Origin of the sequence: Streptomyces sp. NPDC056224, assembly GCF_042267665.1 — a bacterium.
In the GTDB taxonomy this organism is placed as follows: Bacteria; Actinomycetota; Actinomycetes; order Streptomycetales; family Streptomycetaceae; genus Streptomyces.
In genome coordinates, this window is record NZ_JBHJTK010000003.1 from 26137 (window position 1) to 39525 (window position 13389).

At 72.2% G+C, this 13389-nt stretch carries 11 protein-coding genes; 9 read left to right on the forward strand and 2 right to left on the reverse strand.

Annotated elements, in window-relative coordinates:
• Nucleotides 1–30: 30 nt before the first annotated feature.
• Nucleotides 31–855 (reverse strand): guanitoxin biosynthesis heme-dependent pre-guanitoxin N-hydroxylase GntA, encoded by an 825-nt coding sequence (gntA, locus tag ACFCZ1_RS05790; protein WP_376677391.1) that lies wholly within the window; start codon nucleotides 853–855, stop codon nucleotides 31–33.
• A 209-nt stretch (nucleotides 856–1064) separates the two neighbouring features.
• Between gntA and ACFCZ1_RS05795 the strand changes: the two genes are divergently transcribed.
• The 7 genes from ACFCZ1_RS05795 to ACFCZ1_RS05825 all read left to right on the forward strand — a co-directional run bounded on the left by ACFCZ1_RS05795 (nucleotide 1065) and on the right by ACFCZ1_RS05825 (nucleotide 8249).
• A complete protein-coding gene (locus ACFCZ1_RS05795; RefSeq protein WP_376677117.1) occupies nucleotides 1065–2552 on the forward strand; it encodes an anthranilate synthase component I family protein in 1488 nt (495 codons plus the stop codon).
• Entirely contained in the window at nucleotides 2549–3136 is a 588-nt protein-coding gene (locus tag ACFCZ1_RS05800) for an anthranilate synthase component II (RefSeq protein ID WP_376677118.1), read from the forward strand. Before ACFCZ1_RS05795 ends, ACFCZ1_RS05800 begins: the two co-directional genes overlap by 4 nt.
• Entirely contained in the window at nucleotides 3129–4163 is a 1035-nt protein-coding gene (gene trpD / locus ACFCZ1_RS05805) for an anthranilate phosphoribosyltransferase (RefSeq protein WP_376677119.1), read from the forward strand. Before ACFCZ1_RS05800 ends, trpD begins: the two co-directional genes overlap by 8 nt.
• Nucleotides 4160–4975 carry an indole-3-glycerol phosphate synthase TrpC gene (gene trpC / locus ACFCZ1_RS05810; protein WP_376677120.1) on the forward strand — a complete coding sequence of 272 codons (816 nt, stop codon included), beginning with the start codon at nucleotides 4160–4162 and terminating at the stop codon, nucleotides 4973–4975. The genes trpD and trpC overlap by 4 nt, the downstream gene beginning before the upstream one ends.
• Nucleotides 4972–6381, forward strand: coding sequence for a class II 3-deoxy-7-phosphoheptulonate synthase (locus ACFCZ1_RS05815; RefSeq protein WP_376677121.1), 1410 nt, complete (start codon nucleotides 4972–4974; stop codon nucleotides 6379–6381). The genes trpC and ACFCZ1_RS05815 overlap by 4 nt, the downstream gene beginning before the upstream one ends.
• Nucleotides 6382–6474: 93 nt before the next feature.
• A complete protein-coding gene (locus ACFCZ1_RS05820) occupies nucleotides 6475–7443 on the forward strand; it encodes an ATP-binding cassette domain-containing protein (protein ID WP_376677122.1) in 969 nt (322 codons plus the stop codon).
• Nucleotides 7440–8249: an ABC transporter permease gene (locus ACFCZ1_RS05825; RefSeq protein WP_376677123.1), complete on the forward strand. Its 810-nt coding sequence runs from the start codon at nucleotides 7440–7442 to the stop codon at nucleotides 8247–8249. Before ACFCZ1_RS05820 ends, ACFCZ1_RS05825 begins: the two co-directional genes overlap by 4 nt.
• 83 nt (nucleotides 8250–8332) lie before the next feature.
• Here the strand turns inward: ACFCZ1_RS05825 and ACFCZ1_RS05830 are convergent, their stop codons facing one another.
• Nucleotides 8333–8788: an Lrp/AsnC family transcriptional regulator gene (locus ACFCZ1_RS05830; protein WP_376677124.1), complete on the reverse strand. Its 456-nt coding sequence runs from the start codon at nucleotides 8786–8788 to the stop codon at nucleotides 8333–8335.
• 149 nt (nucleotides 8789–8937) lie between these two features.
• Here ACFCZ1_RS05830 and ACFCZ1_RS05835 point away from each other — a divergent pair, with 149 nt between their 5' ends.
• Both ACFCZ1_RS05835 and ACFCZ1_RS05840 read left to right on the forward strand, forming a co-directional pair.
• Complete coding sequence (locus tag ACFCZ1_RS05835; protein ID WP_376677392.1) at nucleotides 8938–9939, forward strand: asparaginase; 1002 nt, start codon at nucleotides 8938–8940, stop codon at nucleotides 9937–9939.
• A gap of 85 nt (nucleotides 9940–10024) precedes the next feature.
• Nucleotides 10025–13378, forward strand: a complete 3354-nt coding sequence (locus tag ACFCZ1_RS05840; RefSeq protein ID WP_376677125.1) for an NACHT domain-containing protein — start codon at nucleotides 10025–10027, stop codon at nucleotides 13376–13378.
• Nucleotides 13379–13389: the final 11 nt, after the last annotated feature.

The following is a 13389-nucleotide window of genomic DNA, read 5'->3' on the forward strand; positions in this document are numbered from 1 at the left end:
CGAAGAAGGGGGACCGGGCCGGTCGGCGGCTCAAGAGCCGGAGGCCGTGCCGTCCTCGGGGTGGAAGGGGCAGCGCCACTGCTCGTCGGTGGCAGCTCCGGAGTACTGGCGGGCGTCCGAAGCCTCGCCGAACTCGGCGAGGTTGGGGTTGATCGACCGCTGCAGGCGTTCCTCGCGCTGCCGGATACGGCGCTGGAGGCCGTAGTAGACGCCGGACTGCTTCAGCCGCCGGAACTGGTGGTTGGAGTTGAAGGCGAGGGCGGGGCGCGGGTACCGCCGGGAGATCCGGGACGCGTTCTCGTGCATGCCCACCACGAAGAACGGGTGGCCGGCCAGGCTGAACGCGAAGTCCGGCGACGCCGGGTCCGGGGAGACGTCCGGGGCCCAGGAGAACCCCCGCTCCACGTCCACGGCGTGCAGATCGGTGAGCTGCTGCCACATCAGCGCGTCGAATTCCGGCTCGGTGAGGGCCGTCGGCCCCTCGAATACCGCCACGAGTGTGGCGAAGTTCTCGGTGGGCGACAATTCCATTTTCGTGAATTCGAAAATTGCGGTGTGCAGGTCGGACGTCGTGTCCGCGTTGCCGATGTCGCCGAGTTGAACGGGCGTCAGGGTCCCTCTCCGTACGGCCGCCTTGGCCGCCAGGCACGAGAAGTCGTCGCCCATGATCCAGTCCGCCAGATGCCTGTGAACCGGATTTTCCATAGTTCCCCCTTGCCGCGATGTGCATCGTGTACAAATGCATGCACCTCCTCCCCCATGCAGCGTCGTCCACTTTAGACATCGGCTTGTTTCTTGGCAACGTGAGTAATTCGCATGCCGAGGTATGAATTCTTCTTCGTGTTGAATGTGAATTCTTCATAGTCACCGGCCGGAAGCATGCTGGGCGAAGTGGCGTTTCCGCAGGTCAGGGATGGTGTCCTGGGTCCTTGAGGGGCACTTGAGGGGCACTTCAGCGGAAATTGAAAGTCATGGTGCGATCCGGTCACCGGGGGTTACGGTCCGGCCGGACCCCCTCCCCGACGCAGCACCGAAATCGACCGGAAAACACTTGGAGGACACCTGTGCCGGCTCCCACCGAAGCCGCCACCGGGACGGCCCTCGCGGACGACCCCGCGACCGTGCCCGACCGGGCCGCCACCGCCGCCCTGGCCCGCACCCACGACGTGATTCCCGTCCGGCAGGAGTTCCTGACCGACACCCTCACCCCGGTCGCGGCCTTCGCGCTGCTCTGCGGGTCCGAGGAGCCCGGTTTCCTGCTGGAGAGCGTGCCCGTCTCCGGCGGCGTCGCCCGCTACTCGTACGTCGGCCACCGCCCCGTACCGCTCGCGCTCCCCGACGGCGACCCACTGGCCGCCCTCCAGGACCGGCTCGCGGCGTCCGAGGCGCCCGTACCGGGGCTCCCGCCCTTCCACGGCGGGGTCGTCGGCTACCTCGGGTACGAATCCGTACGCCACTTCGAGGAACTGCCGCTCGCCGCGGGCCCGGGCCCCGGGCTGCCGGAATCCGCCTTCCTGATCGCCGACGACCTGGTCGTCTTCGACCACGCCACCCAGCGCGTCCTGCTCATCACCCTGCACCGGCCGGCCGCCGAACGGTACGAGGAAGCGGTCGCCCGGATCGATGCGATGGCCCGGCGGCTGCGCACGGCCGTCCCCGCAGGCCGGATCTCCGGCCGCCCGCTGCTGCCCTCCGTCCCGGTCGCCGACCCCACGGCGGGCTGGACCGCCAACCTCACCGAGGGCGAGTTCCGCGACCGGGTGCGCAGGGCCCAGGCCCACATCGCGGCCGGGGACGCCTTCCAGATCGTGCTCTCACGGCGCCTGAGCAAGCCGCTGGAGGCCGAACCCCTCGACCTGTACCGGCACCTGCGGTCCACCAACCCCTCGCCGTACATGTACCACGTGAGTCTGGGCGCGGGCCGGCACGTCATCGGGGCCTCGCCCGAACTGCTCGTCAAGAGCGAGGGCCGCCGGGTGCGGACGCGCCCGCTGGCCGGCACCCGGCCCCGGCACCCCGACCCGGTCATCGACCTCGCGCTGGAGCGTGAACTGCTCGCCGACGAGAAGGAACGCGCCGAGCACGTCATGCTCGTCGACCTCGGCCGCAACGACCTCGGCCGGGTCACCGAGGTCGGCAGCGTCACCGTCGACGAGGTCATGCGCGTCGAGCGGTTCTCCCACGTGATGCACCTGTCGTCCACGGTCTCCGGGCGGCTGGCGCCCGGCCGCACCCCGCTGGACGCCCTGCGCGCCGCGTTCCCCGCCGGAACCCTCTCCGGCGCGCCCAAGATCCGGGCGATGGAGATCATCTCCGAGCTGGAGCCGCAGCGCCGCGGCGTCTACGGCGGCGCGCTCGGCTTCGCCGGCCACGACGGCCAGGCCGACTTCGCCATCGCGCTGCGCACCATGGTCGTCGCCGACGGCCAGGTCCACGTACAGGCCGGGGCGGGCATCGTCGCCGACTCCGACCCCGGCGCCGAGTACCAGGAGACCCTGCACAAGGCGGGCGCCATGATCACCGCCGTACGACGGGCGGAGGCCCACGCGTGACGATCCCGCCCGCCGCACCCCGCGTCGCGGTCCTCGACAACTACGACTCCTTCACCTACAACCTGGTGCACTACATCGGCGAGATGGGCGGAGCGCCCGAGGTCTTCCGCAACGACGCCACCACCGTCGGTGAACTCGCCGCGTACGACCTGCTGCTGCTGTCGCCCGGACCGGGCAGCCCGGCCGGCGCCGGCATCTGCGTCGAGGCCGTGCGCGCGCTCAGCGGCCGGCTGCCCATCCTCGGCGTCTGCCTCGGCCACCAGGCCATCGCCGAGGCCTTCGGGGCGAGGGTGGTCCGCGGCGCCCCGGTCCACGGCAAGACCTCCCCGGTCCACCACGACGGCAGCGGCGTCCTGGCCGGTCTGCCCGACCCGTTCACCGCCACCCGCTACCACTCGCTCGTTGTCGACCCGGACAGCCTGCCGGCCGAACTCGCCGGCAACGCCCGCACCGCCGACGGCACCCTCATGGGCCTGCGCCACCGCGACCACCCCACCTTCGGCGTGCAGTTCCACCCCGAGTCGGTACTCACCCCCGACGGCAAACAGCTGATCGCCAACTTCCTGGAGTGCAGCCTTGATTGACCTGCTGAAGACCGTCGTCCGACGGTCCCTCACCGAGGCGGAGGCCGCCTCCGCGATGCGTACGATCATGCGCGGCGAGGCCACGACCGCCCAGATCGCGGGCTTCGCCCTCGCCGTCACCGTGCGCGGGGCCTCCGTCGACGACCTCGTCGGAATGGCCCGCGCCGCCCAGGAGTTCGCGACGCCCGTGCCGTTCGGCTCGGACGTGCTGGACACCTGCGGCACCGGGGGCGACGGCCTGAACACCTTCAACGTGTCCACCGCCTCCGCGATCGTCGCCGCCGCGTGCGGTGTCCGCGTCGCCAAGCACGGCAACCGCAGCGCCTCCTCGGCCTGCGGCAGCGCCGACGTGCTGGAGGAGCTCGGGGTCCGCATCGACCTGGGCCCCGTCGAGGCCGCGGACTGCCTGGCCGCCACCGGCATCACCTTCCTGTACGCCCCCCGGTTCCACCCGGCGTTCCGGCACACCGCCGCGCCCCGCCGCGAGCTGGGCACCCGGACCGTGTTCAACCTGCTCGGCCCGCTCTGCCACCCCTCCGGGGCGGGACTGCGCACCCTCGGCGTGCCCAGCGCCGACCTGGTCGAGCCGATGGCCGAGGTACTGGCGCGGCTGGGCACCCGGCGCGCGATGGTCTTCCACAGCGAGGACGGCATGGACGAACTCAGCACCGGAGCCCCCGCCCGCGTCGTCGAGCTGCTGCCCGACGGCACCCGTACGGCGTACCGCTTCGACCCGGCGGGGCTCGGCCTGCGCGCCTACACCCCCGCCGACCTGGCCGGCGGTGACCGTACCGTCAACGCGGCCATCATCCGCAGCGTCCTGGCCGGGCGGCGCGGCCCCGCCCGCGAGGCCGTCCTGCTGGGCGCGGCCGCCGCACTGCGCGTCGCGGACGCGGCAGGCACCTGGCACGAGGCCCTCGCCGCGGCCCGCACGGCCCTCGACACCGGAGCCGCCGCGACCCTGCTGGACCGGTGGGCCACGGTCTCCCGGCAGCTCGCCGGAGCCGAGCTGGAGGTGTCCGCGTGAGCGCCGTACAGCCGACCGGGGCCCTGACCGGGGTTCCGTCCGGCGTCCTGGGAACCCTGGTGGACGAGGCCCGGCAGCAGACCGAACGCCGCCGCGCCGCCTGCCCCGCGGCGGAACTGGCCGTACGCGCCGCCGCCGCGCCCGAGCCCCGCGACTTCGCGGCCGCCCTGCGGGCCCCCGGCCTCGGCGTCATCGCGGAGCTCAAACCCCGCAGCCCCTCCAAGGGGCCCCTCACCCGGGACTACCGGCCCGTCGAACTGGCCCGCGCCTACGCCGCCGGCGGGGCCGCCGCCCTTTCCGTCCTCACCCACGAGGCCGGCTTCGGCGGCAGCCCGGAGGACCTGGCCGCGGTGCGCCCCGAGGTGGACCTCCCCCTCCTGCGCAAGGACTTCATCGTCGACGAGTACCAGGTCCTGGAGGCCCGGGCACTGGGCGCCGACGCGCTGCTGCTCATCGCCGCCGCGCTGAGCGGGCCGCGCCTGGCCGAACTGGTCACCGCCACCCGTCGGCTCGGCATGGAACCGCTCGTCGAGGTGCACGACGAGGCCGAGGTGGACGCCGCGCTCGCCGCGGACGCCACCGTCATCGGGGTCAACCACCGCGATCTGCGGGACTTCGCCATCGACCGCACGCTCTCCGCCCGGCTGCGCGAGCGGGTCGGCCCCGGCCGGGTCATGGTCGGCGAGAGCGGAGTGCGTGGCGCGCAGGACGCCCGCGCACTCGAACGGGCCGGGGTGGACGCCGTCCTCGTCGGTGAACTCCTCATGCGAGCCGCGCACCCCGGTGCCGTGATCAAGGAGCTGATCGGATGACCGCCACCACCACGGCCACCGCTGCCGCGACCGCGGCCGGGCCGGGAGCCACCGGCGCCTGGAGCCCCGGCTCCTGGCGTACGCGGACCGCCGCCCAGCAGCCCGAATGGCCCGAGCCCGAGGCCCTGCGGAGAGTGCAGAGCACCCTCGCCTTCCAGCCCCCGCTGGTCCTGCCCGACGAGATCATGGGCCTGCGCGGCGCGCTCGCGGGCGTGGCGGCGGGCGAGGGCTTCCTGCTCCAGGCCGGGGACTGCGCGGAGCGGTTCGCCTCCTGCACCGAGGACGGCATACGGAGCAAGCTGCGCGTGATCCTCCAGGTGGCCGTCGTGCTCACGTACGGATCCGGTCTGCCGGTGGTGAAGGTCGGCCGGATCGCCGGCCAGTTCGGCAAACCGCGCAGCCGTCCCACCGAGACCGTAGACGGGGTCGAACTGCCCGTCTACCGCGGCGACATCGTCAACGCGCCCGAGTTCACCGCCGAGGCCCGCCGTCCCGACGCGGACCGGCTGCTGCGGGCGTACCAGCACTCCTCGGCGGCCCTCAACGTGCTGCGCGCGCTCACCCTCGGCGGGTACGCCGACCTCGGTCAGGCGCACGCGTGGAACCAGGAGTTCGTCCGGCGCAGCGCCGCCGGGCGGCGTTACGAATCGGCCGCCGACGACATCAGCCGGGCCCTGCGCTTCATGACCGCCTGCGGGGTGGACGCCCGTGCCCAGGCCGCCCTGCAGCAGATCCAGCTCTACACCTCCCACGAGGCGCTGCTGCCGCCGTACGAGGAGGCCCTGACCCGCTACGACGAGCGCCGCCGCACCTGGTTCGGCACCAGCGCCCACATGCTCTGGATCGGCGACCGCACCCGCGACCCCGACGGCGCCCACGTGGAGCTGCTGTCCGGGCTCGGCAACCCGGTCGGCGTCAAGGTCGGACCCGGCACCACCCCGCAGGGCCTGCGCGACCTGTGCGAACGGCTGGACCCGGCCCGGGAGCCCGGCAGGCTGGTCCTGATCACCCGCCTCGGCGCGGGAAGGTCCGGCGACCTGCTGCCGCCGCTGCTGCGCGCCGTACGCTCCGCCGGACACGCCCCGGTGTGGGCCTGCGACCCGATGCACGGCAACACCTTCGTCTCCGACAGCGGCTACAAAACCCGCCGGCTGTCCGATGTCACCGCCGAAGTCGCCGAATTCTTCGCCGTGCACCGCGAAGAGGGAACTCACCCCGGGGGAATTCACCTCGAACTCACCGGTGACGACGTCACCGAATGCCTCGGCGGTGATCTGGAGGAGATTCTCGACGGGCAGCTCGGCACGCGTTACGAGACGGCCTGCGACCCGCGGCTCAATGCCGTGCAGTCCATCGAACTCGCCTTCCGCGTAGGCGACTTGCTGCGCTCGCAGCATTCCGTCTGAGCGGGGCGATTAGGCGAGGCCTTAAGAACCTTGTGACGCCGATCAGGCGGGTGGAAACATCTCGCACGCCAGCCTACCGAAAGGGAAACTCCCATGCCGCTCGCGATCGAGGCCGAGGGACTGGTCAAACGGTACCGGGAGACGACGGCCCTGCGGGACGTCGACCTCGCGGTGCCGGCCGGCACCGTCCACGGCGTCCTCGGCCCCAACGGGGCCGGGAAGACGACCGCCGTACGCATCCTCGCGACCCTGCTCACCCCGGACGCCGGCCGGGCCACGGTCGGCGGGTACGACCTGATCCGAGACCCGGTCGGGGTGCGCGGCGTGATCGGTCTGACCGGCCAGTACGCGGCGCTCGACGAGGAGCTGAGCGCCGTCGAGAACCTCACGCTCATCGGCCGGCTGCTGCGGCTGCCGGCCGCCGACGCCCGGGCCCGCGCCCGTGAACTCCTCGCCGACTTCGGCCTCACCGAGGCGCAGGGCCGTCCGGTGAAGACGTACTCGGGCGGCATGCGCCGCCGCGCCGACCTCGCGGCCAGCCTGGTCGGCCGGCCGTCGGTGCTCTACCTGGACGAGCCGACCACCGGTCTCGACCCGCACAGCCGCAACGAGGTCTGGGACACCGTGCGCAACCTCGTCGCGGGCGGGGTCACCGTCCTGCTCACCACGCAGTACCTCGAAGAGGCCGACCAGCTCGCCGACCGCATCACCGTCTTCAACCACGGCACGGTCGTCGCCGAGGGCCGCCCGGACGAACTCAAGCGGATGGCGGGCGGCCAGACCCTCGAGGTCCGGGCCGCCCGGCGCGACCAGGTGGACACCGTCGCCCAGATCATGCTCGGCCTCACCGGCCAGCTGCCCGCCCGCGACGAGGACACCGGCCGGCTCACCGTGCCGGTACAGGACCCGATGATCCTCTCCGCCCTGGTCCACAGGCTCGACGCGGCCGACGTGGCCTTCGACGAGCTCGGGCTGCGCCTGCCCACCATGGACGAGGCGTTCCTCGCGATCACCAGCCCGGGCGGCGTACGGGCCCCCCTCACGGAAGAGAAGCTTCGATGACGACCCCCACCCGTGCGGCGCGCCGCCGCATCGGCCCGCTGGAAGCCGTCGGGAACGCGCTGTCCCTGGCCTCCCGCAACGTCACCAAGCTCAGGAAGAACCCTGACGCCCTGGTCGACGTGACGCTCCAGCCGCTGCTGATGCTGTTCATGTTCACGTTCCTGTTCAGCGGTGCCATCGCCGGGGGCGACCGCGACGGCTACCTCCAGCAACTCGTCCCGGGCCTGCTCGTGTTCAGCCCGCTGTTCGTCACCATCGGCACCGGCGTCGCCCTGTGCACGGACATCTCCAAGGGCTTCTTCGACCGCCTGCGCAGTCTCCCCATCGCCCGTTCCGCGCCGCTGGCGGGCATCGTGATCGGGGACGTGGCCCGCTACTTCCTGTCGGTCGCCGTGGTCCTCGGCGTGGGCACGCTGATGGGCTTCCGGGTCCAGACCAACCCGCTCGCCGTGCTGCTGGCGGTCGTCCTCATGATCGCCTTCGGCCTGTCCGTGTGCTGGATGTCGATCCTGGCCGGCATCCTGGTCCGCACCCCGGCGGCCGTCCCCGGCGTCCTGATCGGCGCGGTCATGCCGCTCAGCTTCGGCAGCAACGTCTTCGCGCCCACGGAGACCATGCCGGGCTGGCTGCAGGCCTGGGTGAACATCAACCCGGTCACCCTGATGACCGACGTCAACCGCTCGCTGCTGCTCGGCGAGGGCTCGCTGACGGGGCCGCTGCTGGGCGGCCTGGCCTGGATGGCGGGCTTCGTCCTGGTGTTCTTCCCGCTGTCGATGCGCGCGTACCGCGGCCGCCTGGGCAGGTAGCCCGGCGGCGGCCACGGGACGTGAGGACGGGGCGGCAGCGGCCGGGGGGTCGCTGCCGCCCCGTTGCGCGTCCCCGGCCGCGTTCAGCGTTCGACGGGCAGGCCGGTCGGCTCCTTGATGCGCTTCATGATGATCTGCGAGTTGACCTCGGTGACCCCTACGAGCGCCGTCAGCTTCTCGATCCACAGGCGCTCGTACGCGCGCAGGTCCGCGACGGCGATCCGCAGCAGGCAGCCGGGACTGCCGAACAGGCGGTACGCCTCGATGACGTCGGGGATGTCCTGCAGGGCCGCCTCGAAGGCCTCGACCGCCTCGCGGTCGCGGCGCACCTCCACGGAGACGAGCACCTCGAAACCGCGGCCCACCGCCTCGGGGGAGATCACGGCGCGGTAGCCCTGGATCACCCCGTCCTGTTCGAGCTGTCGCACCCGGCGCATGCAGGGGGAGGGGGTCAGTCCCACGCGTTGGGCGAGCTCCTGGTTGCTGAGACGGCCGTCCGCCTGGAGCTCGCGCAAGATATCTCGGTCGATGGCGTCCATGGCGCAATTATCACCCACGCTGTGTTACAGGAGGGGTCAAAGAAGCAATCACATTGCGCGCAGATCTCTCTATGATTGCCGTTTCAGTACGCATGTGCGAGTTCACCCGTGCGAGTGACGAGGCATACGAGGAGAGGGCGGCCACGGCCATGGGACGGATCGTCGTCATCAGTACCGGCGGGACGATAGCCAGCCGCTGGCAGGGCTCGGGTTTCGCGGCGGACGCCGACGGCAGCGAGGTCATGGCCACCGCGCCGCTGCCCGAGGGCATCACCGTCGAGCTCGTGGACCTGTTCAGCGTGAACAGCCCGCGCCTCACCACCGCCCACCAGCTCACCCTGCTGCGCACCGTGCACGAGGTGCTCGCCGACCCCGGCGTGGACGGCATCGTCGTCACGCACGGCACCGACACCCTCGAGGAATCGGCGTTCCTCGTCGACCTGCACCACCACGACCCGCGCTCCGTGGTGTTCACCGGCGCGCAGCTGCCCATGGGCACCGCCGACGGCGACGGACCGGAGAACCTCTACGACGCGCTGCTCACCGCCGCCACCACGCGCGGACTGGGCGTGCTGATCTCCTTCGCCGGCCGGGTGCACGCCGCGCGCGGCACGGTGAAGAGCCAGGCCGTGGCGCTGGACGCGTTCGCCGACCCCTCGAAGGAACTCCTCGGCAAGGTCGGCTTCGGCAAGGTCGCGATCCTGCGCACGCCCCAGCGTCCCGCCCCGCTCCCGCTGCCCGCGATGCCCGAACTCCCGCCGCGCGTCGACGTGGTGGTGCACCACGCCGACGGCGACGCGGTGCTGCTGAACGCCGCCGTCGCGGCGGGCGCCCGGGGCATCGTGCTCGTCGGGACGGGCGCGGGCAACGCGACCCCGGAGATCGTGGACGCCGTCAAGGCCGCCATCGGGCGCGGCGTGCTGGTCGCGCTCACCACGCGCGTGATGGCCGGGCCGGTCACCGAGATCTACACCCACGGCGGCGCCGTGGACCTGGTCGCGGCCGGTGCCGTACCGACGGGCACCCTGCGCGCGGGTCAGGCCCGCATCGCGGTGCTCAGCGCACTGCTCGCCTCCGCCGACGGAGCGGAGCAGAACCGCGTCCTGCGCGAGACCCTCTCCTGCGAGGACCCGGTCCTGGTCGGCGCCTGAGGGCTGTCCCGCAGCGTTCCTCAGCGCGGTGTGACCGATGCGCCGTAAGATCCGGGGCATCGGTCATCGCGCCACGGGGGGACGCATGGAACCCGGGACCATCGGCATCCGACTCGCCTCGGCGGCCATCGCCCCGCTCGTCAGGAAACTCTTCGTCACCGAAGGCCCCGGCGCCGGTCTGGTCGACAAACCGGTCCGCATCTCGGGTTACGTGTCGTTCAGGGGCGAGAAACGCTCGCTCACGCAATCCGATGTCCGCGACCTGGCGGCCAAGTTGGTCAAACAGGCCCTCCGTACGGGCGAGCGCCCGATCCCGGCCGACGAGCAGCACGCGGTGGCAGACGCCCTGGCCGCCACCCTGCACGCGCTGGGCGACCTCACGCACACCGATCTGGACGCGGTCCGGCTCGGCTCCGAAGCCCTCGCGCGGGAACTGCGCCGCGTCAGCGGCCGGCCCGAGGCCCAACTGGGCGCCGACGCGACGTACTTCTACGAGCGGCTGCTCGAAGCCGCCTGCCTCCACATCCTCCACTTCTTCACGCAGCGCTCGACCTTCGTCGCCCACGCCCTGGTACAGCAGACCCGCGGGATCGCCGAGCTGACGGCCAAGGTCGACGAACTGATCCGCCGCGCACCGCTGCCGGGCGCCGAGGACGCCGCCTTCGAGCAGACGTACCTGCCGTACGTGGCCAAGCGGCACGGCAAGCTGACGATCTACGGGCTCGACCTCAGCAACTCACCGACGCGGTGGCCGCTGGACATGGCGTACCTGAGCCTGGAAGCGACCTCGCTCCCGGGGCGGTTGTGGCGCGCACACCAGCGCCGGACCGGCTTGTCGCAGGCACACGACCGCGATTCCGCCGCCGCTGTGGGGATCGCGGCCGCCTTCCCCGACGACGCCTCACCGTCCTCCTCGTCCGACCCGGGTCGTTACGCGAGCTCCTGGGTCGCCCCGGAAGCCGGAGGCGGGGGCATCAACTGGACGCCGTTCCTCCAGGCGCTCGCAGGGAAACCCGCCGACCGGGCCCTGGCCGAGAGCCCCCGCGTCCTGCTCCGGGGCGAAGCCGGCTCCGGCAAGACCACGCTCGTGCAGTGGCTGGCCGTCACGGCCGCCCGCCAGGACCTGACCCCGCAGATGGACCACCTCTACGACCGCATCCCCTTCGTCCTGCCCCTGCGCACCCTGACCCGTCACGGCGAACGGCTGCCCGCCCCTGCGGACTTCCTGGCCGCGGGCAGCTGTCCGCTCGGGGCCGCGCAACCCGACGGCTGGGCGCACCGCGTCCTGACCGCGGGCCGGGGCCTGGTCCTCATCGACGGCATCGACGAGATCCCCGACGCCGAACGGGAACGGACCCGCGGCTGGCTGCGCGACCTGATGGACGCCTACGGGGGTGACAACCGCTGGCTCATCACCTCGCGCCCTTCCGCCGTGGGAGCGGACTGGCTGGGGGAGGAGGACTTCACCGAGCTGACCCTGTCTCCCATGGGCCCGGCGGACATCACCACCTTCATCAAGCGGTGGCACGCGGCGGCCCGCGACGGCGGGGACGAGGACGCGGACCTGCGGACGTACGAGAACGAGCTGCTCACCGCCGTGCGGACCAAGGCCGACCTCGGGATCCTCGCGACCAACCCCTTGATGTGCGGACTGATCTGCGCCCTCCACCGGGACCGGCGCGGATACCTCCCCCACGGCCGCAAGGACCTCTACGAGGCCGCGCTGTCCATGCTGCTGAGCCGCCGCGATCGGGAGCGGGACATGAAGGTCCCCGATCTCCGCGAGGAGCCCCAGCTCGACCTGCTGCAACGCCTCGCGTACTGGCTGATCAAGAACGGCCGCACGGTGATGGACCGTTCCCGGGCCGAGGACATCATCGCGAGGGCCCTGCCCTCGGTCCCGGAGGCGGCCGCCCTGGGCGGAGCCCCCGCGGTCTTCGAGCACTTCCTCCAGCGCAGCGGACTCCTGAGGGAGCCGGCGCCGGACACGACGGACTTCATCCACCGCACCTTCCAGGACTTCCTCGGCGCGCGGGCCGCGGTGGAGGAGGGCGACTTCGGCCTGCTCACCTCCCATGCCGCCGACGACCAGTGGGAGGACGTCATCCGGATGGCGGTCGCCCTCGCCCGGCCCGCCGAGCGCGTCACGATCCTCCGAGAACTCCTGGTCCGGGGAGACGGCGCCGCGGACGAGCGCACCCGGGCCCGTGTCTACCTGCTCGCGGCGGCCTGTCTGGAGCACGCCACCACCCTCGACCCCGAGACCCGCGAGGCCGTGGAAGTACGGACCGCCACCCTCATCCCGCCGTCGAACGCGGAGGAGGCCCGCGCGCTCGCGGAGGTCGGCCCGCTGATCCTCGGTCTGCTTCCCGGACCCGCGAAGCTTGACGACGAGGAGGCCTACCACGTGGTGATCGCGGCCTCGCACGTCGCGTCGGACGCCGCCACGCCCTTCCTCGCGCAGTTCGCCACGCACCCCTGGCTCCCGGTCCGAAGCCAGCTCATCTGGGCCTGGTCACGCTTCGACTGCGCCGACTACGCCGAGGAGGTGATCGCGCATGTGGATCCGTCCTCGCTGGAGTACAGCATCCGCTCCGATGAGCAGCTGCACCAACTGCAGCGTCTCGGACTGAGGCCCGAGCGTCTGGACATCAGGAGCGGGGTGTCCCTCGAAGGCCTGGTCGCGTACGCGGGCCGGCACGGCTTCACGCAACTGACGATCGACCACCCCACGGTGTCCGATCTGGGTTTCCTGCGGGGGCAGGCAGCGCTGGAGCTCCTCGAGATCGTCTCCTGCCCGGAGCTGACGGACCTCTCCGCGCTCGGCGGCCTGCCGATCCGGCACCTGCGCATCAACACCAGCCGTCCGGACCTCGACCTGCGCGCCGTCGCACAGCTCGGGGACCTGGAACTGTTGGTGATCAGCGGGCCCGCCGGGACGACCTGGTGCGCGCAGGGCCTGCCCTCCGGCGCCCCGCTGGACGTACTGGCGGTGTCCGGCCACGCGCGTCCCGCGCAGGGGCTGGAAGGGCTCGGTGCGCTGCCACTCAGGGAGCTGTTGCTCAACGGCGCGTCCAGCCCGGCCTCGGAGGCCGACTGGCGGGAGGTCCAGGAGCTGGCCTCCCTCGCCCGCCTCCGGGTGTCCGCCTCGGCGTTCGAGACCCTTCCGCCGGACGCGGTGCTGCCGGGAGTCGTCGCGCTGACCGTCGTCGGCAACGGAGGGGAGAGGGCCGTGCAGGCGGCGGTCCGGCGACTGCCGCATGCCTTTACCGGGCTGATGGAGTGCCGGTTCATCGGGGACTTCACCGCGGAGGGAGACATCGACATCGCTCCGCTGGCCGCCCTCCCGCAATTGCGGACGGTGCACATCCGTGTCGGCGGCGACCGCATTCGGGGCGCCGATCTGCTGCCGCCGTCGGTGCGGCTGCAGTGTGAATGACCGGACGGCGC

What these genes read in the sequence shown, in the direction of transcription:
- ACFCZ1_RS05815 (WP_376677121.1), top strand. Translation starts at nt 4,972, where the DNA reads ATGACCGCCACCACCACGGCCACCGCTGCCGCGACCGCGGCCGGGCCG.
- ACFCZ1_RS05825 (WP_376677123.1), top strand. Translation starts at nt 7,440, where the DNA reads ATGACGACCCCCACCCGTGCGGCGCGCCGCCGCATCGGCCCGCTGGAA.
- ACFCZ1_RS05820 (WP_376677122.1), top strand. Translation starts at nt 6,475, where the DNA reads ATGCCGCTCGCGATCGAGGCCGAGGGACTGGTCAAACGGTACCGGGAG.
- ACFCZ1_RS05840 (WP_376677125.1), top strand. Translation starts at nt 10,025, where the DNA reads ATGGAACCCGGGACCATCGGCATCCGACTCGCCTCGGCGGCCATCGCC.
- ACFCZ1_RS05830 (WP_376677124.1), bottom strand. Translation starts at nt 8,788, where the DNA reads ATGGACGCCATCGACCGAGATATCTTGCGCGAGCTCCAGGCGGACGGC.
- ACFCZ1_RS05835 (WP_376677392.1), top strand. Translation starts at nt 8,938, where the DNA reads ATGGGACGGATCGTCGTCATCAGTACCGGCGGGACGATAGCCAGCCGC.